General features: G+C 37.6%; 21 protein-coding genes. 12 read left to right on the top strand and 9 right to left on the bottom strand.

The features are described from left to right. The first annotated feature begins 257 nt into the window (after window positions 1-257). Complete coding sequence (locus EKM02_RS07350; protein WP_126453751.1) at window positions 258-1,046, top strand: polysaccharide biosynthesis/export family protein; 789 nt, start codon at window positions 258-260, stop codon at window positions 1,044-1,046. A gap of 9 nt (window positions 1,047-1,055) precedes the next feature. After that, window positions 1,056-3,416 carry a GumC family protein gene (locus EKM02_RS07345; protein ID WP_126453749.1) on the top strand — a complete coding sequence of 787 codons (2,361 nt, stop codon included), beginning with the start codon at window positions 1,056-1,058 and terminating at the stop codon, window positions 3,414-3,416. A 323-nt stretch (window positions 3,417-3,739) separates the two neighbouring features. Here EKM02_RS07345 and EKM02_RS07340 read toward each other — a convergent pair whose 3' ends face one another. The 5 genes from EKM02_RS07340 to dnaA all read right to left on the bottom strand — a co-directional run bounded on the left by EKM02_RS07340 (window position 3,740) and on the right by dnaA (window position 8,691). Next, a complete protein-coding gene (locus tag EKM02_RS07340; RefSeq protein WP_126453747.1) occupies window positions 3,740-4,480 on the bottom strand; it encodes a tyrosine-protein phosphatase in 741 nt (246 codons plus the stop codon). A 184-nt stretch (window positions 4,481-4,664) separates the two neighbouring features. Further along, complete coding sequence (locus EKM02_RS07335) at window positions 4,665-5,546, bottom strand: SDR family oxidoreductase (protein WP_126453746.1); 882 nt, start codon at window positions 5,544-5,546, stop codon at window positions 4,665-4,667. A gap of 432 nt (window positions 5,547-5,978) precedes the next feature. After that, window positions 5,979-6,701 (bottom strand): SAM-dependent methyltransferase, encoded by a 723-nt coding sequence (locus EKM02_RS07330; protein WP_126453744.1) that lies wholly within the window; start codon window positions 6,699-6,701, stop codon window positions 5,979-5,981. Between the two features lie 87 nt (window positions 6,702-6,788). After that, entirely contained in the window at window positions 6,789-7,256 is a 468-nt protein-coding gene (locus EKM02_RS07325) for a low molecular weight protein-tyrosine-phosphatase (protein ID WP_126453742.1), read from the bottom strand. Window positions 7,257-7,263: 7 nt separating this feature from the next. Beyond that, window positions 7,264-8,691, bottom strand: a complete 1,428-nt coding sequence (dnaA, locus tag EKM02_RS07320) for a chromosomal replication initiator protein DnaA (protein ID WP_126453740.1) — start codon at window positions 8,689-8,691, stop codon at window positions 7,264-7,266. A gap of 186 nt (window positions 8,692-8,877) precedes the next feature. Here dnaA and EKM02_RS07315 point away from each other — a divergent pair, with 186 nt between their 5' ends. Continuing rightward, window positions 8,878-9,282 carry an acyl-CoA thioesterase gene (locus EKM02_RS07315; RefSeq protein ID WP_126453738.1) on the top strand — a complete coding sequence of 135 codons (405 nt, stop codon included), beginning with the start codon at window positions 8,878-8,880 and terminating at the stop codon, window positions 9,280-9,282. A 249-nt stretch (window positions 9,283-9,531) separates the two neighbouring features. Here EKM02_RS07315 and EKM02_RS07310 read toward each other — a convergent pair whose 3' ends face one another. From EKM02_RS07310 to ribD, 3 genes are read right to left on the bottom strand one after another with little or no spacing between them, the layout of a single operon-like run. Further along, complete coding sequence (locus EKM02_RS07310; RefSeq protein ID WP_126453736.1) at window positions 9,532-10,155, bottom strand: IMPACT family protein; 624 nt, start codon at window positions 10,153-10,155, stop codon at window positions 9,532-9,534. Window positions 10,156-10,204: 49 nt separating this feature from the next. Continuing rightward, entirely contained in the window at window positions 10,205-10,807 is a 603-nt protein-coding gene (locus EKM02_RS07305; RefSeq protein ID WP_126453734.1) for an HAD family hydrolase, read from the bottom strand. Then, window positions 10,800-11,843, bottom strand: coding sequence for a bifunctional diaminohydroxyphosphoribosylaminopyrimidine deaminase/5-amino-6-(5-phosphoribosylamino)uracil reductase RibD (gene ribD / locus EKM02_RS07300; RefSeq protein WP_126453732.1), 1,044 nt, complete (start codon window positions 11,841-11,843; stop codon window positions 10,800-10,802). Before ribD ends, EKM02_RS07305 begins: the two co-directional genes overlap by 8 nt. 140 nt (window positions 11,844-11,983) lie before the next feature. Between ribD and EKM02_RS07295 the strand changes: the two genes are divergently transcribed. Then, complete coding sequence (locus EKM02_RS07295) at window positions 11,984-12,469, top strand: GNAT family N-acetyltransferase (RefSeq protein ID WP_126453730.1); 486 nt, start codon at window positions 11,984-11,986, stop codon at window positions 12,467-12,469. A gap of 14 nt (window positions 12,470-12,483) precedes the next feature. Then, the gene (gene prmC, locus EKM02_RS07290; RefSeq protein WP_126453728.1) at window positions 12,484-13,359 is read left to right on the top strand and encodes a peptide chain release factor N(5)-glutamine methyltransferase; all 876 of its coding nucleotides are present in this window, start codon (window positions 12,484-12,486) and stop codon (window positions 13,357-13,359) included. Window positions 13,360-13,425: 66 nt separating this feature from the next. Here prmC and EKM02_RS07285 read toward each other — a convergent pair whose 3' ends face one another. Next, entirely contained in the window at window positions 13,426-14,670 is a 1,245-nt protein-coding gene (locus tag EKM02_RS07285) for an ABC transporter permease (protein WP_199734679.1), read from the bottom strand. A 381-nt stretch (window positions 14,671-15,051) separates the two neighbouring features. Here EKM02_RS07285 and hisS point away from each other — a divergent pair, with 381 nt between their 5' ends. From hisS to EKM02_RS07250, 7 genes are all read left to right on the top strand, one after another. Beyond that, window positions 15,052-16,428: a histidine--tRNA ligase gene (hisS, locus tag EKM02_RS07280; RefSeq protein WP_126453726.1), complete on the top strand. Its 1,377-nt coding sequence runs from the start codon at window positions 15,052-15,054 to the stop codon at window positions 16,426-16,428. Between the two features lie 293 nt (window positions 16,429-16,721). Continuing rightward, a complete protein-coding gene (locus EKM02_RS07275; RefSeq protein WP_126453724.1) occupies window positions 16,722-17,294 on the top strand; it encodes a nucleotide exchange factor GrpE in 573 nt (190 codons plus the stop codon). Window positions 17,295-17,370: 76 nt separating this feature from the next. Next, window positions 17,371-18,486, top strand: coding sequence for a molecular chaperone DnaJ (gene dnaJ, locus EKM02_RS07270; protein ID WP_126453722.1), 1,116 nt, complete (start codon window positions 17,371-17,373; stop codon window positions 18,484-18,486). A gap of 231 nt (window positions 18,487-18,717) precedes the next feature. Next, complete coding sequence (locus tag EKM02_RS07265) at window positions 18,718-19,638, top strand: ABC transporter ATP-binding protein (protein ID WP_126453720.1); 921 nt, start codon at window positions 18,718-18,720, stop codon at window positions 19,636-19,638. Between the two features lie 97 nt (window positions 19,639-19,735). Continuing rightward, window positions 19,736-21,052, top strand: a complete 1,317-nt coding sequence (locus EKM02_RS07260) for an ABC transporter permease (RefSeq protein ID WP_126453719.1) — start codon at window positions 19,736-19,738, stop codon at window positions 21,050-21,052. Window positions 21,053-21,103: 51 nt separating this feature from the next. Beyond that, window positions 21,104-22,267, top strand: coding sequence for a sigma-54-dependent transcriptional regulator (locus EKM02_RS07255; RefSeq protein ID WP_126453717.1), 1,164 nt, complete (start codon window positions 21,104-21,106; stop codon window positions 22,265-22,267). A gap of 95 nt (window positions 22,268-22,362) precedes the next feature. After that, entirely contained in the window at window positions 22,363-23,037 is a 675-nt protein-coding gene (locus tag EKM02_RS07250; RefSeq protein WP_126453715.1) for a DEAD/DEAH box helicase, read from the top strand. The last annotated feature ends 393 nt before the right edge of the window (window positions 23,038-23,430 follow it).

The following is a 23,430-nucleotide window of genomic DNA, read 5'->3' as shown; positions in this document are numbered from 1 at the left end:
TGCCGGAAGAGAAATCGAATCTGTGTATCTTGTCAGGTGATTATGCTTTCATGCAAAAAGTCGCATCAAGAATAATGGCAGTCGTTAGTGCGTGTGCTGTTGCCTTTTAATAGGGGTTCGTGCAGCCTATTGTCAAGGGCGTATAGGCGATTATTTCAGTTTTTTTCGAAATCACAGGCGCAGCTCAAAAAATATTCGCAAAAGTAAGTATACCCTGCGGGCGAATGGCTATATTTGCTTCCTTAAAATAAAAATACATGAACTATTTTTTCGTACTTAAAAAATCAATTCCTTTTTTCTTTTTAGCGGTACTGTTTTCTTGTGCCTCTAAAAAAGACATGATTTATTACCAAGATGTTGATGCTTTGGGCACTCAGGAAAAATCAAATTCGTATGAAATAAAAATACAACCCGATGATTTACTGATGATCCTGGTATCAGCAGAAGACCCTGAAATAGCCATTCCATTTAATATAACGACCAATGTGACTGGTGCAGCCAATCCCGATGGTATGGGGATACAAAGTTCACAATTGTATCTAGTAGATGACCAAGGATGTATTGAATTCCCGGTTTTAGGCAAATTAAAGGTAAGTGGATTAACCCGATCGGAGTTTCTTAACAGCATACAGAATAAGATTGCGAACTACATTAAAAATCCGATCGTTAATTTGCGCATTATGAATTTTAAAGTGTCCATACAAGGAGAAGTTACCACTCCGGGTACGTATCCTATATCCTCCGAGCGGATAACCCTTATTGAGGCCTTGAGCAGGGCCGGGGATTTGACGGTGTATGGGAAACGGAACAATATCTTAATTATACGCGAAATTGATGGAATCAAATCATACAACAGAGTCGATATCACGAAGGCTGGGTTTATGAATTCTCCTTTTTATTATTTGGCACAAAATGATGTGGTGTATGTGGAGCCAAACCAGAATAAAATTAATGTCGCAGCTGTTAATCCTAGTACAGGTTTAATATTTTCAGTTGTTTCGATCTTAATCACTTTAACAACATTGATAATTACTACTTCAAAATAAAACGCTTTCATGGAAAATAATATGTTAAACGAAAATTCGGAACAGGATTTTCAAATCAGGACTATTATAGATCAATATGCCTCCCGTTGGAAATGGTTTTTTTTAGGGATTTGTATCTGCTTGTCTGTTGCCTATATTTATTTGCGGTATACAGTACCTCAGTACCGCGCTTCTACTACTATATTAGTGAAGGACGAAAAGAAAGGCGGTTTGTCTTCTGAATTAGCCGCTTTTGCCGATATGGGAATTGGAGGTGGAAATAGTAATATTGATAACGAAATTGAAATATTAAAATCCAGAACCTTAATTGAAAGTACGGTTCGGAAAATGAATCTGAATATTGCCTTTGTTGTGGAAGGCAAGATTGTCAATACTGATTTGTTTAAAAGCGCTCCGATTGTAGTTAATTTTATAGCTAAAAAATCTAATTTTTATACCTTCAGAAGGTCGTATGAATATACAGCCCTTTCAGCGAATACATTCAAATTAGAAGACCTGTCCGGACAAGGAAATATTTTATACCCCAATAAAAAGGGCTTTCGGTATGGTCAACCTATTGAAACGAAATATGGGACCATGGTTATTTATAAATCGGTAGCTGCTGCCAAGTCAGTTAATGAAAATAACACGCCAATCACTATTTTGATTAGTCCTCTAGAAAATATAGCGGCAAGTTTTAGAACGAGATTGAAAGTAGAACCGCTGAGTAAAACCAGCAGTATTGTTGAACTTTCTATTGTGGATCCGGTGCTGGAAAAAGCAGAATTTTTTCTGGATAATTTGGTTCAGAATTATAACGAAGAAGCGGCAGCCGACAAAAATTTTATTTCGGAGAATACCTCTAAATTTATTGCCAGCCGACTCGCTTTGATTACCGATGAGCTGGATGGAGTTGAGCAGAAAGTGGAGCAGTTTAAAAATAACAATCAATTAACCGACATTGAGACCGAAGCCCGACTTTTTATTGAAGGATCCAGTGAATACGATAAAAAAGGGGTAGAAACAGATATTGAACTAAATGTGATTGCTTCTGTACTTGACTTTATGAAGAAAAGTAAACAATCCGATTTGTTGCCTACTAATATCGTGAGTGGAGAAGCCATCGGGTTAATTGGGTCCTACAATCAATTGGTTCTGGACCGCAACAGGATCTTGAAATCGGCTACGGATGCGAATCCAACGGTCATTAAAATGGAGCAACAGTTGTCCTCTTTAAAGTCGAATGTAGTGTCAAGTCTGAGCCGCATGCAGTCGAATTTAGAAATTCAAAAAAGAGATTTGAACAGGCAGGAAGGGCTTTTGAATAACAAAATTGGTAGAATACCGGTGCAAGAGCGGCAGTTTAGAGTGATTGCCAGACAGCAAAAGGTAAAAGAAGAGCTGTATTTGTATTTGTTGCAAAAAAGAGAGGAAACCGCTATTTTCTTGTCGGCTACCGAAGACAACGCACGCGTGATTGATGCAGCAAAAGGTTCTGATATTCCTGTTGCCCCTAAAAAGAATATTATTTATTTGGGCGCATTTCTAATGGGGATTTTAATTCCTTTCGGAATTATTTACCTGATGGATTTATTGGATACTAAAATAAAAAGCCGTTTAGATCTGGAAGGAAAAACCATGATTCCTTTTATAGGCGATGTACCTACCTCTGATACTCCTTCAGAAATTATAATCTCAGAAAGCCGCACCAGCTCAGCAGAAGCGTTGCGCATCATCCGAACGAACTTAGAATTTATGGTGAGTAAAGTCCCGGAGGATCAGGCTAAGACCATTTTTTTAACCTCTACTTTTCCTAAAGAAGGGAAGACCTTTGTTTCGGCAAATCTTGCCGCCACTTTTGCTCTGTCCGGTAAAAAAGTACTGTTGATAGGAATGGATATCAGAAATCCAAGATTGGATGAATATTTGACGCTGCCTGATCGTGGTGTTACTAATTATTTGTCTTCAAAAAGTTTAGTTTTAGAAGATTTAATCGTTAAATACGAAGGGTATGAGCATTTTTATGTGTTGCCTGCCGGTGTAGTGCCGCCAAATCCAGCTGAATTATTGATGAATAAGAAAGTGGACACCCTTTTTGAGACCTTGAAAAATCAATTTGATTATATTATAGTGGATACCGCTCCGGTAAGCTTAGTAACAGACACCTTGTTGATAGCGAAACATGCCGATTGCTTTATTTATGTGGCACGGGCTAACTTTTTAGAAAAACGAATGCTGAATATAGTAAATACATTGTACCGAGAGCAAAAATTGCCTAATATGTGTTTGTTACTCAATGATACGGATTCGACTAAAGGCTATGGATACGGCTATGGCTATGGTTCCAAAATAGAAAATATTCCATGGTACAAAAAAATATTTAAAAACTAATTAGTACTGTTGCAGGACTTTAAAAAGGTTTATAAAGAATTATTTTCTTTATAGACCTTTTTTTTATGTGTTCAATAATGTCAGTTCGTGCGCAGTCGAGAACCGTTGTTGTGTTTCGTCCGTCACTTCGAGTAATTTTGCATAGTAATGCGAAAGCTTTACTATACAAAATTGTATCGAGAAGCCTGCAAAATGCAAAGGTTCTCGATACATCGCAGTAATTTTCTATCGCAAATTACTGCGCAACTCGAACTGACGAATGTTTAGATGATCATGTCAGTTCGAGCGCAGTCGAGAACCGTTGTTGTGTTTCGTCCGATTTTTTACTCCAACTTAAAAAACTCATTGTTCGCAATGGCTTCCTCGAGTGGTTTTAAGTCTTTCAGACGTACCTTTTGTTCAAAAGCAGCAATGTGGTTGTCATGATGCACATCAGAGCCCACATACGTGTACATACCCTTTTGGAGTAATTCCGTTGCGGTTTTAGTAATGGCCGCACCATAGTAACCCACCACTGACAATAGGTTGAGCTGGAATAAACAGCCTGCCCTTTTAAGTTTTAGATACTCATTAAAGTTGTTGTGATAGAAAAGATAGCGTTCTGGATGAGCCAAAACGGGAATGTATCCTGCCACCTGCAGATCAAATAGGATGGAGTATAACTGGATGGGGGCATTGATATAGGACATTTCTACCAGTACGTACTTGTCTTTCAAGGTCAATAAATCACTGGATTGAAAAAGTCGGACAAACTGATCGTCCATCAAATACTCAGCTGCCGCTTTCAAAGGGACGATGACATTGTTCTTTTCCAAGGCTAGTACTGTTGTCGTTTTCTTAGCGAGAATATGTTCATGGGTATTGTCCCAAACATGTTGGATAATGTGCGGTGTTGTTATGAATTGGGAAATACCAAAGGATTGAAGCGCGCGCGTTAGTCGCAACGTATCCTCAAAAGTTCTTGCTCCATCATCAATTCCTGGTAAAAGATGCGAGTGAATGTCAATATGGTGGTCTGGAATCAGGTCCTTCAGCAGGGGTTTTGATTTGAATAGGTTTAACATCGTGCAAAGGTAACAAAAAAGAAATGGGTGTTATACATGGCAAAATTTTTCTTTTCAAATGTCGTGTTTTAAAATTCGACAAAATGACGCAACAGATCGATTTTAAACTACTGTTTGCAATAGTGTTCCTTTTGACTTTATGACGTTAAACTTTCGACTTATTTAGTTCCGAGTTGGGTATGGATTATTTATTTTTCTTTGCTTTAATCAACAGCTCCAACTGATCCCAAAGTGCTTCCGGTATCGCTTCTAACAGATTGAATTGTCCGGCGCCTTTCAGCCACTCACCACCATCAATCACCACCACTTCACCATTGACATACGCTGAAAAATCAGAGACCAGATAAGCGGCTAAATTAGCCAATTCCTGATGGTCTCCTACGCGTTTCAATGGCACTTTTTTTGCCATATCAAATTTCTCGGCCAAGTCACCGGGTAGTAAACGGTCCCACGCACCTTTCGTCGGAAACGGTCCCGGTGCAATTGCATTAGAACGGATGCCGTATTTTGCCCATTCTACAGCAAGACTGCGCGTCATGGCCAGGACACCTGCTTTTGCTGTCGCACTAGGCACCACATAAGCAGAACCGGTCCAGGCATACGTTGTTACGATGTTTAAAATAGTTGCTGATTTTTGTTTGGTGTCAATCCAATGTTTTCCAAAAGCAAGGGTGCAGTTTTTTGTCCCTTTCAAAACAATATCAATCACGGTGTCAAAAGCATTTGCAGAGAGTCTTTCTGTGGGGGAAATGAAATTTCCGGCGGCGTTATTAAGAAGGACATCCACTTTGCCAAAAGTGTTCAAAACCTCTTGCAGCATGTTTTCGACTTCACTATAATGACGTACGTCACATTGAATAGGAAGGCAGGTTCCGCCAGTTAGCGTTTCCAGTTCCGCAGCGGTTTTTTTTAGTTTTTCTAAATCTCTGGAGGTGATGGCGACTTGCGCTCCTAATTCCAAGAAATAGTGGGTCATTGCTTTTCCTAAACCACTTCCGCCTCCTGTGACTACAATCACTTTGCCTTTTAGAGCATCGTCCCGCAACATTTTATCTGAATAACTCATGTTTTTTATGTTTTAATGGTAAATATAGCAAAATTAAATAGTATGCACGCATAATAAAATAATAAAATATTGAAACGATTTGCTAAAGAATGACTCCATCACACGGCGATTCAACAGTTTCTGGAGCCTGTGTGTTGTAATCATTTTTGTTTTTGGGGTGTCATTATTGCGTAGCGACCCGCATCAGGGTGGCATTAGAGCGCACTATGGGAGCTTCATAACAATAGATATACTCGTGCTGCTATATAGAAGTTTACTCCTAAAAAAATCATTACTTATAATAATAAAAATAGGGTTTTATAATTAGAATTAATGATTAGAGGTGTTGTTTTATTAAGTCCAATAATTCAGCGTATTCTGTTGCTTTATTGAATTGTAACTTTGATAACTGATCTGGTTTACCCTTTTAGTAAAAGGTAAAGAAGTTTGAATTTACATTTTGTGGATGATAAAAATAGTTGGTCGTTTGTGCAGGTCGATGGTTTCTTTTTTCCAGGCCGCAATTTTCTTGGTCTTGATATATTCGGTTGGTAAAGTGATATCCGCAGCAATGCACAAGTGTGTTTCGGGATGCAGTGTTTGCAATAAATCTTCCAGTAATTTGTTGTTGCGATACGGCGTTTCAATGAAAATTTGAGATTGATTTTTTTCAAAAGAAAGTCTTTCCAAGGTTTTGAAGCTGCCTTTTTTTTCCTCTTTTTCAATAGGCAAATAACCATGAAACGTAAAGCTTTGTCCATTCATTCCGGAAGCCATCATGGCCAAAAGGATGGAAGAAGGACCAACCAAAGGAACAACCTGAATGCCTTTTTCATGGGCTAATTTGACAATCACAGCACCAGGATCAGCCACTCCGGGACAGCCTGCTTCGCTCATTAAGCCCATATTTTGCCCTTCCAGCAATGGTTGTATAAAGTCTAAATGTTCTTTGATTTCAGTGTGTTTGTTTAAAACAAAAAGTTTTAACTCGGATTGTTTCTTCTCTGGACTAACACCTTTTATCGATTTGCGGGCTGTTTTGTCGTTTTCTACAATATAATAATCAAGGAGATCAATACTTCTTTTTATGGTTTGTGGCAAAACATCCATAGGATCGCAATCGCCCATTGTGGTAGGGATTAGATAGAGTTTTCCTAAAACAGCATTTGGTTTCATAGGTGTAATTTATGTTCCTAAAGATAGTGTGTTTATATGATGGTCAGTATATTGTTAGGATTCCCAAAATAATTTGATCCGAAAAAACTAGCTGTGTTTGGCGATTAGCTTTTGTGCAAGAACCGTACACGCTTCATCCAGCATGTTGTAAACAATTTCAAATCCATTAGGCAAACCAAAATACGGATCAGGAACATCTACTTTTTCGTTTGGAAATAAATCATTCAAAATCAGTTGTACTTTTTCTATTTGTTCCGGGTGCTCCGCAAGCTGCACGACGTCTTCATAATTGGAATTATCCATGACGTAGATATAGTCAAATGTGTCGAAATCAGCACTACTGAATTGCCTCCCTTTTTGATTTGAAATGCTAATTTTGTTTTTTTTTGCTACAGCAATAGAGCGTTCGTCCGGCGATTGGCCAATGTGCCAGGATCCAGTTCCTGCAGAATCCACTGTGAATTTGTTCTTTGGAAGCTTAGAAGCTAATAGGCCTTCAGCCAATGGGGAACGACAAATGTTTCCCAAACAAACCATTAAAATTTTTATGGACATAAAGAGTCTATAGCGTTAATTTTTTATTGATATCTTCCACAAATTTTTTGAATTGTTTGTCCGTAGCCACTAAATTATCAACGGTTTTGCAAGCGTGTAATACCGTAGCGTGATCGCGATCTCCAATTTGAGAACCAATATTTGCCAAAGAGGCTTTTGTGAATTTCTTTGCAAAAAACATCGCCAGTTGTCGGGCTTGCACCACGTGTCTTTTTCTGGTTTTGGATTGCAGTGTTTCTAAATCCAGCTGGAAATACTCCGAAACAATTTTTTGAATGTAATCAATAGAAATTTCTCGTTTTACATTTTTTACAAATTTTTCAACGACACTTTTAGCCAGTTCCAGTGTTACTTCTTTTTTATTAAATGACGATTGTGCAATCAATGATATAATGGCTCCTTCTAATTCTCTTACATTCGATTTGATATTACGCGCTACGTATTCGATGATTTCGTCCGGAATTTCGACACCGTCTCTGTACAATATGTTTTTTAGGATGGAAATTCTGGTTTCATAATCCGGTTGGTGCAATTCAGCACTCAATCCCCATTTGAAACGCGAAAGCAACCGTTGTTCAATATCTTGCATGTCAACAGGCGCCTTGTCCGAAGTTAGGATGACCTGTTTGCCGTTTTGATGTAAATAGTTGAATATGTGAAAAAACACATCTTGAGTTCCTGTCTTTCCGGAAAGAAATTGCACGTCATCAATAATTAAAACATCAATTAATTGATAGAAATGGATGAAATCATTTCGATTGTTTTTCTTTACCGAGTCGATGTATTGTTGGGTGAAAATTTCAGCCGAAATGTATAAAACGGTTTTTTCAGGGTATTTGTCTTTTATTTCTACCCCAATGGCATGCGCCAAATGCGTTTTTCCAAGACCAACACCACCAAAAATCAATAACGGATTGAACGACGTTCCACCCGGTTTATTGGCAACCGCCATACCTGCAGAACGAGCCAATCGATTTGAATCCCCTTCTAAAAAGTTGTCAAAACTATAATTTGCATTCAGTTGTGATTCGATTTTTAAATTTCGGATGCCTGGAATTACAAATGGATTTCTTAATTCGGGATTTAAGTTTTTAAAAGGAGCATCTACTTCTTGCGGCTTCATAGGAACTCTATTGGCGCTTGGCAACTGTTCCGTAAATGGTTGTTTATTGCCGTAAGTGTTTTCCATTCTGATTTTATAAAGTAACTTTGCATTTTTTCCAAGTTCTTTAGTAAGGGCCACTTTTAACAATTTGACATAGTGCTCCTCGAGCCATTCGTAAAAAAATTTACTAGGTACCTGAATATATAATGCGTTATCGGTAAGTTCAACTGATTTGATTGGTTCGAACCAAGTTTTGTACGCTTGGTCTTGGATGTTGTCTTTTATAAAAGACAAACAGTTTTCCCATACTGATTGAGCAGTTTTGTTCATAGATTCTATTAAATTGTTTTTAATTGGTAATTTTTATCTTACTAAAAAAAAGAGGTTGTGTGATTATTTATTGGGGTAACAAATATGTGAACAAATTTCTGTAAAAAAAAATATATAGGGCACTAATTTACCAAATTATTGTTGTAAGGCGCTTTTTTAAATTCAAAATTTTTTAATATTTACGTAATGAAAGATCATCAAATAGAAGTTCGGGTGCGATACTCGGAAACAGACCAAATGGGAGTTGTATACCATGGGAATTACATCCCTTATTTTGAGATAGGAAGGGTGGAATGGCTCAGGAACAAAGGGATATCCTATAAAAGTATGGAGGAAAGCGGAATTGCGCTGCCAATTGTTTCTATGAATATAAATTATAAAAAATCAGCGCGCTATGATGAGTTGTTAACGGTTCATACGATTTTCAAAAGCCAGACTTCGGTGAAGATAGAATTTGATTGTGCTATTTATAATGAATTTGATGAGTTATTAACAACGGCGCAATTTATTTTGGTTTTTGTCTCCTTAGAAACAGGTCGTCCAATGGCACCTCCAGAATATATTTTAGAATTGTTAAAAACAATGGAATAAAGTACAAAAGAAGTACTATTGAATAAGAATTAACCCGATGGGTGCAATTATTCAAAACGTCAGTTCGAGTATTTTTTGTGTAGTAAAACGGAACAAACTTCTCGATACGCTTCGCACTCGAAGTGACGTGTATCGAGAACAGTTTTTAATACTAATTTTCTAGTTCTCGATATAATCCCGCCCAAAAGCGGGATCACTCGAACTGACGAAAATTATCATCAAAAATTAATTGCACCCAACGGGTAAGAATTAGAGTCGTTTTATACCAATTTCAAACATCGAATTGAAAGTGTCGAATAGTTTTTCGGCATTTTTTTTTCGGGTTTTCAGCTCGATTTTACCTATCGGAAGGGTAGTGATCGCACTTATTTCCATTTCCTGTGAAACAATTTCCAATTTTTGTTCCTTGATGACCCGCATTACTTTATTCATATTTTGGTACTCAAAGGCGAGGCTAAAATGACAATCGATTGTTTTCTCTATAATGACACAGCTTTCCAGAATCAGTTGTGCCGTGGTTTTATAGGCAGCAATCAAGCCGCCAACGCCTAACTTCACGCCGCCAAAAACCCGAACCACGACGATCAGGATATTAGTAACTGAAAACGACTGAATTTGTCCGTAAATAGGCATACCGGCACTATGGCTTGGTTCTCCGTCATCGTTTGCTCTATAGGCCACTGTGCTGGTGCCAATTTGATAGGCATAGCAAAAATGTCCTGCATGAGGATGTTGCTTCCGCAAAATATCGATGAGCGGCTTTACTTCGTCCTCCGATTGAATGGGATAGGCATAGCCAAAAAATTTGCTGTTTTTTTCTTTGAATAGCAGTTCCTCTGAAGAAAATGCAATGGTGTTGTATGTGTCTTTCAATTGAAATTAAAAAAAAGAGTGAAATTTGATATGACTTGAAGCGGTTCTTTCAAATTATTTTTTTGTCCAGTAAATGGATGACATCTTCTGTGCCTACTTGTAAATTCCAAACTTCAAATCCCAATGCGAGTGCGACATCCGTATTTTCTTTTTTATCATCGACAAATAACGTTCGCTTGGGCGCTAATTCATGGTTGCTTATCAAATGATGAAAAGCGTCAGGATTTGGTTTTCTTAAGCCTAGCTCAAATGAAAAATAGACTTTCTCAAAGCATTGGTAAAAATCCCTGTAAAAAGAAATCCCGTTTTTGCGTTCGAACGTTTCTATATGAATAGCATCCGTATTGGATAATAAAAACAAGCGGTATTTTTGCGAAAGCATTTGCAGGAATTCCAATCGATACAACGGGAAATCGAGAAGTATGGCATTCCAAGCGGCTAAAATTTCTTTTGTGGTGGCATTTGGAAGATGTTTTTGAATGCCCGATAGGAAATTATCACGGGAGATTTTTCCGGTTTCAAACTGGATGTTCAAATGGTCTAAATCAGCATTCCATTCCTTCAGGCCTAATTTCTGGAACGCAGTATTGGTGGCTTGTTTGTCTAAGTTGATAAAAACATCTCCAAAATCAAAAATGATAGTGTTAATCATGGTTTTTGTGAATTAGAAGTTCGTCTGAACCTATGCATTGTTTTTTGAACTGTTTTTGAACAAGAATAGGCGCCTTGATTCCAGTTTTAAATTGGATATTTCCAACAAATATTCGAGCTTCATCCCAAAGATTAGCATCGATAAAAGTTTGCAGCGTTTGCCTTCCGCCTTCAATGATAACGGATTGAATTTGATGTTTGTACAGGGATTGAACCAGGTGTTCAGCTGTGTTTTTTTCAAAATCGATGCACTCAAAGATAGTATTTTCTTTTTCAACACCCGTTTTAAATCCGGATAAAAGAATAGTTTTAACGTGATTGTCAAAGATGTGACTGTCTTTTGAGATGCGGTTATTTTGATCTAAAACCACCCGAATGGGATTGTTTCCATACCAATCGCGCGCATTGAGTTTTGGGTTATCATCAATAACAGTTTGTGTTCCCACCAGAATGGCTTGCTCCTCAGTGCGCCATTTATGAACCAGTTGTCTGGAATAAATAGTGGTGATCCAGACCGGTTTTTTTTCTGATTTTTCTTTTGGCGCAATAAAACCATCTTGACTTTGTGCCCATTTCAAAATAATATATGGTCTTTTCTTTTCGTGAAAGGTAAAAAACCTTTTGTTGAGCTCCTGGCATTCGTCTTCCAGAACGCCTAGGGTTACGTGTACTCCGGCTTCCATGAGCTTTTTGATTCCGTTTCCTGCCACTTTTATATTGGGGTCAACAGTGCCTATAACTACATTTGGAATTTTATTTTTGATAATCAAATCACAACAGGGCGGTGTTTTGCCAAAATGACTGCAAGGCTCTAAACTCACGTAAATAGTTGCTTTATTCAGCAGCGATTTGTCTTTTACGGAATTTATTGCAAGGACTTCTGCGTGCGGTTCTCCTGCTTTTTTATGCCAGCCTTCGCCAATGATGTTGCCGTCACAAACAATTACACTGCCTACTAACGGATTTGGATAGGTGGTTCCCAGACCATTTTTGGCCAGCTCGACGCACCGTTTGATGTATTTTTCATGTATTTTCACCCAACAAAAGTAGTGATTTTTGCGTGTAGCCCCAATCTGGTACTCAAACTTGGGATTGAGGCAGGATTAGTTTTAAAAATGTTAGAGAATAACAACAAACAATTGATACTTTTGTGGCTAAAATTAGTTTCTGAAAAAAAATGGAAAAGTACCGCATTAGAAAAATAAAAAAAGAAGACAATCTTGCAGTTGCAGCATTGATACGAGCAGTTTTTGACGAATTAAAGATTCCAAAAGTAGGAACGGCGTATGAAGATCCGTATTTGGATTTAATGTATGAGGAATATAATAAGTCAAAATCAGTTTATTATGTGGTGGAAAAGGATGGAGAAATTATAGGTTCTGCCGGGGTTGCCCCACTTGAAAATGAAGCAGAAACCATTTGTGAACTTCAAAAAATGTATTTCCTGCCGGAAACCAGAGGTCTTGGACTTGGAAGTCAGATGATGGCAAAGTGTTTAGAAAGTGCCAAGGATTTTGGTTTTGAAAATTGTTATCTTGAAACGATGCCATTTATGCTTGATGCCCAGAAACTGTATAAGAAAGTAGGTTTTGAATACCTTGAGTCGCCCATGGGAAGCACTGGTCATACCAGTTGTCCGATATGGATGCTCAAAAAATTATAAATCATGAATTTTAAATGAAAAATAGTTCCGTTAAAATTAGAGATTACAGAACCCAATTTATTCAAGAACTGACTCCAATTTATGATGCCGGAGAAGCAGAGAGTTTTTTCTATTTAATAGCAGAAGAAAAGCATCAACTGAAAAGAATAGATCTGGCCTTGCATCCTGATTTGGTTTTTTCGGAAACAGAAAGGGTAGCTTGGAATTCGATTTTGGCACAATTAAAACAGGAAATCCCGATACAATATCTTTTAGGCAAAACGAGTTTTTACGGATTGGATTTTGAAGTCAATGAGAATGTATTGATTCCAAGACCCGAAACCGAAGAACTAGTCGCATGGATTATTAGAAATAATTTAAAGATTGAAAAATTCAAAGATTTAAAGATTCTTGACATAGGAACGGGAAGTGGTTGTATTGCTGTTTCATTGGCAAAAAACATTCCGAATGCGCAGGTTTTTGCAATTGATGTGTCTGAAAAAGCGTTGGCTACAGCCCACAATAACGCCCACAATAATGCTGTAAATATTACTTTTATCAATCAGAACATTCTTGTAACTGAAGATTTACTTCAGGAATTTGATGTTATTGTTTCTAACCCGCCGTATGTTCGCAATTTAGAAAAAGAGGAAATTAAGAAAAATGTATTGGACTATGAACCGCATCTGGCACTTTTTGTAGAAGATAATGACGCATTGATTTTTTATAAAAAAATAGCCAAACTGGCTCAAAAAAATCTGCTGCCAAACGGAAAGTTGTATTTTGAAATTAATCAGTATTTAGGCAAAGAAATGGTCGATTTACTCGAAAAAATGAATTTCAAAAACATCGAATTACGAAAAGATATTTACGGGAATGACCGGATGATTAAAGGAGAAATAAGTAATTAGTATTTATAGGTTGAAAACGGATCACTTTTTCAAAAGTTTTAGAGACTGGCCACTGACCACTGTAATCTACTCATAACGCAAGGCTTCAATGGGATCCAGGACCGCCGCTTTGATTGCGGGATATAAACCGGAAGCAATCGCTACAATAAAACTGGTAATAAAAGCCGCCATGATAGCGCCCCACGGAATTACAAAGGCAAAGTCCATGGCTGTGGCGATACCAAATCCGATTAGGATTCCAAAAACAATGCCTACTAATCCGCCCATTTGGCCTATAAGTAATGTTTCTATAAAAAACTGAATGGCGATTGTCGTTTTCTTGGCTCCCAAGGCTTTACGGACTCCAATTTCCCGGGTGCGTTCCGTAACGGAGACGATCATGATATTCATCAGGGCAATCGAAGATCCCAGCACGGTGATAATGCCTATGAGCCAGGATGCCAGTCCCAGGTATTTTGTAATTCCTAAAATTCGGTTGATCAAGTCGTCGCTGCGCACGACGCCAAAATTACTGTCTTTTACGGGACTCAATTTACGAACCCGGCGCATCGTACTTGTGGCGTTGTCCAGGGCTTGTTCCAGTAATTCTTTTTTGCCCACCATGACACTCACTGTATAATTGATGTTGGGTGCCGTAAACAAGGAGCGCGCTAGTTGAATTGGAATCAAAACCCGTAAATCCTGACTGTTCCCAAACGTGGATCCTTTCTCTTTCAAAACTCCGATGACCTTAAATTTAGCTCCTCGGATGGATATTATTTTATCAATAGGATTTACGTCTTTCAGCAATCCTTTTTCAAAATCCGACCCTACAACACATACATACGCATTGTTGTCAATGTCAAATCCTGTAAAATTGCGACCGGTACTGGTTGCTAATCCGGAATTCGTTATGAAAAATTCGTCAACTCCTAGGATCGTATTTTCGGGATCCGTTTTTGTTGCCTCATATTTTATTTCGGCGGCAGATGTTGCGGTAAAGGAAAGCGACGTTTCTGTAAGTGGGTAGTTGTATTTATTCTTGAAAGCTACAGCCTCCGGATAAGAAATGATAGGATTAATGATTTCTCGCTCGTCCCCGCCACGATTTCGAGTGGTGTTTTCGTACTGTTTAATGTTGAAGGTATTGGCTCCCATGGAGGCAAAATCGGAGGAAATAGTGTTTTCAAGTGCCGAAACAACCGTAAGAATACTGACTAAAGCCGTGATTCCAATAGCGATAATCATCACCGTAAGCACCGTTCGCAACAATTGCGTTCGGATGGAACCAAATGCAATCCTAATATTTTCTTTGAATAATTTTAACATCATAAACGTTTGACACGAAATTACAATTTTTGTTACAAATTTTGTGCAGCTAAAAACTAATTTATTGGAATCTCTTTTTTTTGAAGCTATTTCCGGCTTTCCGTTGCAATTAAGCACTAAAAATAATTTATTTTTAATTGTCAAAAAGTAGCTTCCTTTGGTCGCTCTTTTCGTCAAAAAAACAATAGTATTTTTAGCGCTTAATTTTCACTGCAATCCGGGCTAGAGATTCGGTAAATAAAATGCGGGTTTTTTTAGAACGAATTATTTTAAAAAGTAAGATATTTGCAAATAGTACAATTTCAGAATTCGGATTTTCGATGTTGAGTTGGTTGATCATTTTTTAACAGTTGTAATTCATAATACCTAATTCGTAAAGTAACAATGGCATCAAAACCTAGTATTCCAAAAGGAACCAGAGATTTCTCACCAACCGAGGTGGCAAAACGGCACTATATAATCCAAATCATAAAAAACAATTTCGAGAAATTTGGTTTTCAACCCATAGAAACCCCTTCATTTGAAAATTCCGAAACCCTAATGGGAAAATACGGAGAAGAAGGCGACCGTTTGATTTTTAAGATTTTGAATTCCGGAGATTATTTGGCGAAAGCCAATGTCGCGCATCTCGAAAATAAAGACAGTACAAAACTGACAGCGAGCATTTCGGAGAAAGCATTGCGGTATGACTTAACCGTTCCATTTGCCCGGTATGTGGTACAGCACCAAAACGAGATTGAATTCCCGTTCAAAAGATACCAAATCCAACCCGTTTGGAGAGCGGATCGCCCCCAAAAAGGCCGTTTCAGAGAGTTTTTTCAATGTGATGCGGATGTGGTAGGGTCTAAATCATTGTGGCAAGAAGTAGAATTAGTGCAATTATATGACACTGTTTTTTCAGCTTTGGGATTAGAAGGGGTAACCATCAAAATCAATAACCGAAAAATATTATCCGGAATTGCAGACGTGATTGGAGCATCGGATAAACTGATCGATTTCACAGTGGCACTCGATAAACTGGACAAAATTGGAGAAGACGGGGTCAAAAAAGAAATGATGGAGAAAGGAATTTCAGCAGCAGCAATTCTGAAAGTCCAGCCGTTATTCCATTTTACAGGAACCATTTCTGAGAAAATAAGCCAACTTTCAGTCTTGCTTGCTGAGTCAGAGGAAGGAATGAAAGGCTTGGAAGAATTGCGTTTCATTTGTGATAATGTGATGAAATTAGGTTTGAGCAATTCGACTTTAGACCTGGATGTAACTCTGGCTAGGGGATTGAATTATTATACCGGTGCCATTTTTGAAGTGGCGCCGCCACAAGCTGTTGCAATGGGCTCCATTGGCGGCGGCGGAAGATACGATGATTTGACCGGAATTTTTGGATTGAAAAATATGAGTGGTGTGGGGATTTCTTTTGGACTGGACCGCATTTACCTGGTGATTGAAGAATTGAATTTGTTTCCGGAAACCGTAACAGCAACTTCAAAAGCATTGTTTATTAATTATGGTGATGCTGAAGCTTTTTATGGATTGCAAGCCATTCAGAAGCTTAGAGCTGCAGGAATTAAAGTGGAATTGTATCCGGATAATGCCAAAGTGGCCAAGCAGTTTCAGCATGCGGACAAACGAGGAATTCCTTTTGCCGTAATTGCAGGAGAACAGGAAATCGCGTCGGATACGTTTGTGCTCAAAAATTTAATATCGGGGGAACAGCGTACAGTGGATTTTGAGGGTCTAAAACAAGATTTGTTACGGTCTTAATTTAAACACATAAAAAAAGCTCCGTTTTAGTACACGAAGCTTTTTTTTTCTATAAGGTAATGGTGAATTAATAATTGTTTAGAATAAAATCGTGAGTTTTTACTTTTGAAAAGTGTTCTAAATAAAAAATTTTAACAAAGCTAATGAAACAACGGCAAGATAATCTTAAAATAATCTTAAAATTTTGAGTACTCAGGTGTTATATTGAAAAGAAAAGCGAAATCAATAAAAAGATGACAATTTGACATTTTAAAAGAATTGGCAGTACTTTTGCAATCCCAAAAAGAATAAAAATGAAGTTTAAGAATATTTTTAAAAATACGAGTACTATGACTACCGAAAATACAGAAATCGATCAAGAATTAGAGGAGTTGACATTAGAAGATAATGCCAATGAAGAGCAAATCATTGTTGAGGAATTAAGTGTAGAAGAGCAATTAACGCAAGACTTAGCTAAAGAAAAAGATAAATATTTACGCTTATTTGCTGAATTTGAAAATTACAAACGCAGAACAACCAAAGAGCGTATTGAATTATTCAAAACGGCTAATCAAGAAGTGTTATTAGCGATGCTGCCTGTATTGGATGATTTTGACAGGGCTTTGGTTGAAATAAACAAATCGGATGACGAATTGTTGACAAAGGGAGTGGAGCTTATTCATGAGAAATTAAAAAGCACTTTGATTTCTAAAGGATTAGAGCAAGTTGAGGTGAAAGCTGGAGATGTTTTTGATGCGGATTTTGCTGAAGCAATCACGCAGATTCCAGCTCCAAAGATGAAGGGGAAAATTGTTGATGTTCTTGAAAAAGGATATAAATTAGGAGACAAGATCATTCGTTTTCCAAAAGTGGTTATCGGTCAGTAGAGACGCGATTTATTGCGTCTTAATTAAATAGACAAAGACGAGATACATTGCGTCTGTATGGTTTAAAAAAATAAAAATGAAAAAAGATTTTTACGAAATATTAGGCATTTCCAAAAGTGCTGATGCTGCTGAAATTAAAAAAGCATACAGAAAAAACGCTTTACAGTACCATCCTGACAAAAATCCCGGAGACAAATCGGCAGAAGATAAATTCAAACTAGCTGCTGAAGCTTACGAAGTATTAAGCGACCCTCAGAAAAAAGCCAAATACGACCAATACGGCCATCAAGCTTTTGATGGATCGGGTGGTTTCAGTGGCGGAGGTGGTCACGGTGGCATGAATATGGATGATATTTTTAGTCAGTTTGGAGATATTTTTGGTGGCGGTTTTGGTGGTTTCAACAGCGGTGGAGGCGGTGTTCGTCGCGCTAAAGGAAGCAACCTGCGCATCAAAGTAAAATTGACGTTGGAGGAAATTGCCAACGGCGTGGAGAAAAAAGTAAAAGTAAAACGTAAAGTTCAGGCCCCTGGAGTTAGTTATAAAACGTGTTCAACCTGTAACGGTCAAGGACAAGTAATGCGTGTTACGAATACCATTTTGGGCAGAATGCAATCGGCTTCTACCTGTCCTACCTGTGGTGGTTCCGGACAAATTCTAGATAAAAAACCAGCCGAAGCAGACGCGCAAGGAATGATTCTTGAAGATGAAACGGTTTCTATAAAAATACCTGCGGGTGTGGTAGACGGCATGCAATTGAAAGTGTCTAATAAAGGGAACGATGCTCCGGGAAACAGTATTCCTGGAGATTTAATTGTGGCAATTGAAGAGTTAGAGCATGAATTCTTGAAACGCGAAGGAGAGAATTTACACTACGATTTATACATCAGTTTTGCAGAAGCGGTTCTAGGAATTTCCAAAGACATTGAAGCTATAAACGGAAAAGTGAGAATCAAACTAGAAGAAGGAATCCAATCCGGTAAAATTTTGAGATTAAAAGGAAAAGGAATTCCGAGTATCAATGGGTATGGAAACGGCGATTTACTGGTTCATGTCAATGTTTGGACGCCAAAAACGCTGGATAAAGATCAAAAACAGTTTTTCGAAAAAAATCTTACGGATGAGAATTTTATTCCAAATCCGGAAAAATCAGACAAATCCTTTTTTGAGAAAGTAAAAGACATGTTTTCATAAAAAAAAATTTAGACTCGAGTTATCGATTCGATTATAAAAATACATTACCCATCCTTGTTATAATAAGGATGGGTTTTTTATGAAATCGCCATTAACAATTTGTTTGCAAACAAACACCAATACACTTAAGGCAATAACAGAGGATCGCTAAAAATTAAATGCTACATATAGGAAACAATTCTTAGTATTTTGGCACTAATTATCTACTTTTACACCAATTAAAAAATAAGCATGAGTAATATTCTTGAAGTGAATAAAGTTGTCAAGCAATACGGTGATTATGTTGCGCTTAACCAGGTTTCATTAACGGTTCCTAAAGGAAGTATCTACGGACTTTTAGGTCCAAACGGAGCCGGAAAAACATCACTTATCCGAATAATAAACCAAATTACATTACCGGACAGTGGCGAAATTATTCTTGATGGCGAAAAACTGCAACCCAAACACGTTCAATATATAGGATATTTACCGGAAGAAAGAGGCTTGTACAACACGATGAAAGTAGGAGAACAATGCTTGTATTTAGCACAGATGAAAGGGCTTTCTAAAGCTGAAGCCAAAAAACAACTGGAGTATTGGTTTGAAAAGTTTGAAATACAAGGCTGGTGGAACAAGAAAATCCAGGAACTTTCTAAGGGAATGGCTCAGAAAATTCAGTTCGTCGTGTGTGTGTTGCACAAACCAAAACTATTGATATTTGATGAACCTTTTTCTGGTTTTGATCCCGTGAATGCCACTATTATCAAAGAAGAAATTCTGGCGTTGCGAGAAGAAGGAGCTACCATAATTTTTTCGACACACCGCATGGAAAGCGTGGAGGAATTATGTGATCACATCGCTTTGATTCACAAATCAGATAAACTGATCGAAGGAAAACTGGACGATGTTAAAAGACAATTTAAAACCAATAGTTTTGAAGTGGGTATTTTATCGGATAATGCAGCGGGATTGATGTCTGCTATTACACAAAAATTTAACGTTGCTCCGGCACATTTTAAATCGCTGAACAACGAGTTAAAACTGGAAATCCAACTCGGAAATGCTACGCCAAATGAATTATTGAATATCCTTACACAATGTGGACAAGTAACACATTTTGTAGAAAAAATTCCAAGTGTAAATGATATTTTCATTCAAACAGTAACACAATAGATGGTTAGACTTCATAGATTGTCAGACTTTTTACAGTTTCCTAATCTAATTGTTCTAAAAAAATCTAAGTAATCTAAAAATTTAAGCAGTCTAAAAAATGAGTATCATTTCATTAATCATAAAAAGAGAATTTATTACTAAAGTGCGTAATAAATCTTTTGTTGTAATGACTTTTTTAAGTCCGTTGTTATTTGTTGGGATAGCAGCATTTATAGGCTATTTAAGTTCCATGAAAGCGGATACCAAACGGATCGCCATTCATGATGAATCCGGTTTGTTCGTTAAAGAATTTATACTTAAAAACAACAAAAACAGCCAATACAAATACCTCGATTTATCTCTTGTAGATTTAAAATTTTTGAAAGACAGCATCGCTGACGAGCGCTATGAAGGACTATTATATATTCCAAAGTCAGAAAACACAAAGGATTTCGAAAATAAAATACAGTTTATTTCAAACAACAGTCCCAGTATTTCTTTTATAGAAAAAGTTCAGGATGTGATTGCCAATAAATTGACGAAAAACAATTTAGAAAAAGCACATTTAGATACGCTTGCCATTAAAAAAGCCCAGGCCCAAGTCAATATTAGTTTGACGAAAGCATCGGGTGAAGAGAGTATCAAAGGACTTAACGAAATCAAAATTGGGATTGGTGGCGCATTTGGATACCTTATAATGATGTTCATAATCATCTACGGAAACATGGTGATGCGAAGTGTGATCGAAGAGAAAACCAGCCGAATCGTAGAGATTATTATATCCTCAGTCAAACCGTTTCAACTGATGATGGGCAAAATCATTGGAACTGCGCTAGCCGGATTGCTGCAGTTCCTTATTTGGGCTATCATTGGACTCTCATTAATGTTTGCAGCCTCAGTCTTTTTTGGGGTAAATGTGGGTCCAAGCGCCAGCGTTTCGCCTGAATTGATGCAAGCTGCACAGCAGGAAATGACTGGAACTGCCCAAATGTATATTAAGGAATTATGGAATCTGCCCATTGCAAATATCTTGATTGGATTTGTGATTTATTTCATCGGCGGTTATTTTTTGTACAGTTCGTTTTACGCAGCCATTGGTGCCGCAGTAGACAATCAGACGGACTCACAACAATTCCTTTTGCCAATCATTATGCCATTGATGCTGAGTGTTTACGTTGGTTTTTTTACGGTTATCAATGATCCACACGGAACAATTGCCGTTATTTTTTCAATGATTCCGCTTACATCACCAATTGTTATGCTGATGCGAATTCCGTTTGGCGTACCTTTGTGGCAAATCGCCATTTCAGTAACGCTGCTATTTGGCACCTTCTTTTCTGTAGTTTGGTTTGCCGCAAAAATATACCGAATAGGAATACTAATGTATGGCAAGAAACCCACTTGGAGGGAATTATATAAATGGTTGAAATACTAATAGAAGTTTAATCGGTTATTTGGTTAACGATTAACCCAATAAAGAAAAGAGATGTCAAAAATACTAATCATAGAAGATGAGGCCGCCATTCGAAGAGTACTTACAAAAATACTTTCGGAAGAAAATGATACTTATCAGGTGGAAGAAGCCGAAGATGGTCTTGCAGGTCTTGAAAAAATAAAAAATAACGATTACGATTTGGTTTTGTGCGACATCAAAATGCCTAAAATGGATGGTGTTGAGGTACTGGAAGCCGTCAAAAAAATCAAGCCCGAAATTCCTATGGTGATGATTTCTGGTCATGGCGATATGGAAACGGCTATCAATACAATGCGTTTGGGAGCCTTTGATTACATCTCAAAACCGCCCGATTTAAACCGATTGTTGAATACAGTTCGAAATGCTTTGGACAAAAAACAACTCGTAGTAGAGAACAAAATTCTGAAGAAAAAAGTTAGCAAAAACTACGAAATGATTGGCGAAAGCGACGCCATCAATCACATTAAAGTGATGATTGAGAAAGTAGCCCAAACCGAAGCCAGAGTTTTAATTACGGGACCCAACGGAACCGGAAAAGAACTGGTTGCACATCAATTACATGAAAAAAGTGAGAGAGCTAATTTTCCTTTAATCGAAGTGAATTGTGCGGCTATACCATCGGAATTGATTGAAAGCGAATTATTTGGTCACGTAAAAGGAGCGTTTACCTCCGCAGTGAAAGACCGCGCAGGAAAATTTGAAGCGGCAGATAAAGGCACTATTTTCTTGGATGAAATAGGAGATATGAGTCTTTCGGCGCAAGCTAAAGTATTGCGTGCTTTACAGGAAAGTATGATTACCAGAGTGGGAGCGGACAAAGATATCAAAGTCGATGTTCGTGTAGTCGCGGCAACCAATAAAGATTTGAAAGTCGAAATTGCTGAAGGACGTTTCCGGGAAGATTTATACCATCGTTTGGCCGTGATTTTGATAAAAGTTCCGGGATTGAACGAAAGACAGGATGATATCCCGATGTTGATTGCTCATTTTGCCGAAAAAATTGCTTTGGAGCAAGGAAATGCGGTAAAAAAATTCTCTGCAGCAGCGATTCATTTATTGCAGGATTATGATTGGACAGGAAATATTCGGGAATTACGAAATGTAGTGGAGCGTTTGATTATCCTCGGCGGAAGCGAAATTTCTGAGAATGATGTGAAGTTATTCGCATCTAAATAAAATAAAATTAATGATTTAAAAATGTAATGATTTAAAGATTCGGTACTAGTTTGAATCTTTTAATCTTTTAATTTTTAATCTTTCAATCATAAGAAATGAAACTAAAAAAAATAAACCAAGCCTTGCAACAAGCCCTGATTGAAAACGGTTTGACTGAGGCCAATGCGATTCAAAAAGAAACATTTTCGACACTAAAAAGTGGTTCGGATTGTATTATTATCGCACCAAAAGGAAGCGGGAAATCAACTACAATCGTGCTAAATGTAATTCAGAGATTGACAGGCGCAACTGAAGAATCGCCAAGGGCTTTGATAATTGTTGAAGACAAAGCGAAAGTATTGGAAATGGAATCCCTATTTGAAAAATATGGGAAGTATTCTAATTTAGAAGTCTATGGTGTTCATGACAAAGGCGATATGGAATACGATAAGAATTATATTTCCAGCGGAATTGACGTGTTGATAGGGACTCCAAATAAGCTAAGTGAAATGTTTACTACGGCTGGTTATAATGTAAACCGATTAAAAATGCTTGTTCTTGATGATGCAGATCCAATTTTGAAATTGCGTCATGAGACAAAAATCATGCGTATTTCGAATAGTATTGTCAAGACCCAACGTATTATTTTGTCGGAACAATTCACAGAGCGAATAGAGGTTCTTGCGGAAAAAATGCTGGTGGAGCCTTTTGAATTCGATTTTGATGGAGAAGAGGAAGAGGAAGAGGAGGAAGATTTAGAACCTGAAGTTGGAGATGACTTCCATAGCTAGAAGAAAATAAATAATTTATACTCCTTATGCTCCGCAAAGTTTTTAACTTTGAGGAGGTTTAGTTCAGTCAATGCTCCGCAAAGTTTTTAACTTTGAGGAGGTGTAGTTCAGTCTATGCTCCGCAAAGTTTTTAACTTTGAGGAGGTGTAGTTCAATCTCAGACTGAAATAATAACAATAGAATAGGCTACATATTTGCTCCGCAAAGTTTTTAACTTTGAGAAGGTGTAGTTCAGTCTATGCTCCGCAAAGTTTTTAACTTTGAGGAGGTGTAGTTCAATCTCAGACTGAAATAATAACAATAGAATAGGCGATATATTTGCTCCGCAAAGTTTTTAACTTTGAGAAGGTGTAGTTCAGTCTATGCTCCGCAAAGTTTTTAACTTTGAGGAGG

Origin of the sequence: Flavobacterium sp. RSP49 (genome assembly GCF_003968735.1) — a bacterium.
Taxonomy (GTDB): Bacteria; Bacteroidota; Bacteroidia; order Flavobacteriales; family Flavobacteriaceae; genus Flavobacterium.
Note: the sequence above shows the minus strand (reverse complement) of the source record. Positions and strands in the feature narration are given on the sequence as shown.